We start from the raw sequence: 3005 nt of genomic DNA on the forward strand, positions 1-3005 counted from the left end.
CTCCGGGTCCGCGCCCATGACGGGGATTCGCGGAAGGGGCATCCTGCCCCTGCCGCGAACGGCGCACATCCATGTGCGCCGCCCCTGCGGGGTTTTTCCCCGCCATGGCCGCCGCTGCGGAAGGGAACCCGGTAAGTCAAAGGCGAAAGCAACAGCAACAGCGAAAGGCAAAGGCGGAAGCAACAGCCGCAGCAAAAGCGAAGGGCAAAGCGACAGCGAAAGCCAAGGCGAAGGCGACAGCAAGAGCGGCAGCAGGAACACAGCAACAGCACAGCACCACCAGACACAGCACCAGAGCATGGAGTCGACATGGATCGGATAGAAACGCGGACCCTGCAGGACCTGGATGCGGCGCATCACCTGCACCCGTTCAACGACAACGCCGCGCTGGCCCAGAAGGGCACGCGCATCCTCACCCGCGGCGACGGCGCCTATGTCTGGGATGCCGACGGCAACCAACTGCTCGACGCCTTCGCCGGGCTGTGGTGCGTCAACGTCGGCTACGGGCGCAAGGAACTCGGTCAGGCCGCCGCGCGGCAGATGGAACAGCTGGCGTACTACAACAGCTTCTTCCAGTGCACCACCGAGCCGACCATCCGCCTCGCCGCCAAGCTCGCCGAACTCACCCCCGGCGACCTCGACCATGCCTTCTTCACCAACTCCGGCTCCGAGGCCAACGACACCATCCTGCGCCTGGTGCGGCACTTCTGGGCCGTGCAGGACCAGCCGCAGAAGAGCATCTTCATCGGCCGCCACGACGGCTACCACGGCACCACCGTGGCCGGCGCCAGCCTCGGCGGGATGAAGGGCATGCACCGCCAGGGCGGACTGCCCATTCCCGACATCCACCACATCGACCCGCCATACCCGTTCGGCGACGGCGGCGACCTGGATCCGGAGGAATACGGCCTGCTGGCCGCGCGCCGGCTTGAGGACAAGATCCTGGAACTGGGGCCGGAACGCGTGGCCGCGTTCATCGGCGAGCCGATCATGGGCGCGATCGGCGTATATATCCCGCCGCGCAGCTACTGGCCGGAGATCGAGCGCATCTGCCGCCGCTACGACGTGCTGCTGGTCGCCGACGAAGTGATCTGCGGCTTCGGCCGCACCGGCGAATGGTTCGGCGCGCAGCACTTCGGCTTCCAGCCCGACGTGATGACCATCGCCAAGGGCATCACCTCCGGCTACATCCCGCTCGGCGCGGCGATGTTCGGCAAGCGCGTGGCCACGGTGCTGAAGGAGCAGGGCGGCGAGCTGGCGCACGGTTGCACCTATTCGGGGCATCCGGTGTGCGCGGCGGTGGCGCTGGAGAACCTGCGCCTGCTGCAGGACGAGGGCATCGTCGAACGCGCGCGCAGCGAGATCGCGCCGTATCTGGCGCAGCGCTGGGCCGAGCTGGGCGAGCACCGGCTGGTCGGCGAGGCGCGCATCGTCGGCATGATCGGCGCGCTGGAACTGGTCCCGGACAAGCCGCGCCGGCACTATTTCCCCGACCGCGGCAAGGTCGGCGCGCTGTGCCGCGACCATGCGCTGCGCCGCGGCCTGATCCTGCGCGCGACCAACGATGCGATGCTGCTGTCGCCGCCGCTGATCCTCAGCCGCGCCCAGGTCGACGAGCTGTTCGACAAGGCCTGGCTGGCGCTGGAGGACACCGCCCAGGCGCTGGGCAAATGGGCCGGCGCTGGTTAGTCTGGGCCGGTTGGCCTGGACCCGTCCGCGCGACGCCGCGGCGTGTATCTTCCGATCTTCCCCATGGACCTGCGGAGACCTGCAATGAAGCTGCGACTGCTCACCCTTTCCCTCTCTGCGGCGCTGCTCGCCTCCTGTGGCGGTTCCGGCGGCGGCGAAGGCGGCAAGCCCGCGGCGGGCGAGGACCAGGTCCTCAACGTCTACAACTATTCGGACTACATCGCCGAGAACACCGTTCCCGCGTTCGAGAAGGCCAGCGGGGTCAAGGTCACCTACGACGTGTTCGACAGCGACGAGATGGTCGAGACCAAGTTGCTGGCCGGCGGCAGCGGCTACGACGTGGTGGTGCCGACGCTGAACTTCTTCGGCCGGCAGATCCAGGCCGGGGTGTTCCTGCCGCTGGACAAGAGCAAGATCCCGAACCTGGCCAATCTGGATCCGGAGATCATGCAGCGCATCGCGCAGCAGGATCCGGGCAACAAGTACGGCGTGCCGTACATGGTCGGCACCACCGGCATCGGCTACAACGTGGACAAGGTCAAGGCCGCGTTCGGCAGCACCGACATCGCCAACAGCTGGGACCTGGTGTTCAAGCCGGAAAACATCGCCAAGCTCAAGGATTGCGGCGTCACCATCCTCGACACGCCGTCGGACCTGATCCCGATCGCGCTGCACTACCAGGGCGAGGATCCGCACACCACCGACAGCGCCAAGATCGAGAAGGCCGCCGCGCTGATCAAGAGCATCCGCCCGTACGTGCAGAACTTCCACTCCTCGCAGTACGTGACCTCGCTGGCCAACGGCAGCACCTGCCTGGCGGTGGGCTGGTCCGGCGACATCATCCAGGCGCGCGACCGCGCCGAGGAAGCCAAGAACGGCGTGAAAGTGGCCTATTCGATTCCCAAGGAAGGCGCGCCGCAGTGGTTCGACATGCTGGCGATCCCGAAGGATGCCAAGCATCCGGAGAACGCCTACAAGTTCATCAACTACCTGCTGACGCCGGAGGTGGCCGCGGCCAACTCCAACTTCATCCACTACGCCAATCCGGTGCCGAAGGCGACGCCGCTGGTGGATGCGGCGATCCGCAACGACCCGACCATCTATCCGCCGCCGGAGGTGGCGGCGAAGATGTTCACCTATTCGATCAACCCGCCCGAGGTGGACAAGCTGTATACCCGCCTGTGGACGGAGATCAAGACCGGCCGCTGAGCCGGTCGCGTCCGTGGTCCATGGCGCCGCGCTTCGGCGCGGCGCCTGCACGCAGTACGGCCGCGCCCCCCGCGCCGCCGCCCAACGGGGGGGCCCCCCCGGCCCCC

2 protein-coding genes are annotated in these 3005 nt (G+C 67.4%); both read left to right on the plus strand.

Annotated elements, in window-relative coordinates; translation table 11 throughout:
• Window positions 1–309: 309 nt before the first annotated feature.
• On the plus strand, window positions 310–1689 hold the full coding sequence (locus tag H9658_RS00005; protein ID WP_191823929.1) for an aspartate aminotransferase family protein: 1380 nt from the start codon (window positions 310–312) through the stop codon (window positions 1687–1689).
• 84 nt (window positions 1690–1773) lie between these two features.
• On the plus strand, window positions 1774–2898 hold the full coding sequence (locus tag H9658_RS00010; protein WP_179565486.1) for a polyamine ABC transporter substrate-binding protein: 1125 nt from the start codon (window positions 1774–1776) through the stop codon (window positions 2896–2898).
• The last annotated feature ends 107 nt before the right edge of the window (window positions 2899–3005 follow it).

The sequence above is a fragment of the Xanthomonas bonasiae genome (assembly GCF_014836395.1).
GTDB lineage: Bacteria > Pseudomonadota > Gammaproteobacteria > Xanthomonadales > Xanthomonadaceae > Xanthomonas_A > Xanthomonas_A bonasiae.

Bases quoted from the DNA above. Each gene is read 5' to 3' on its own strand.
- H9658_RS00005 (WP_191823929.1), top strand. From the start codon at position 310: ATGGATCGGATAGAAACGCGGACCCTGCAGGACCTGGATGCGGCGCAT.
- H9658_RS00010 (WP_179565486.1), top strand. From the start codon at position 1,774: ATGAAGCTGCGACTGCTCACCCTTTCCCTCTCTGCGGCGCTGCTCGCC.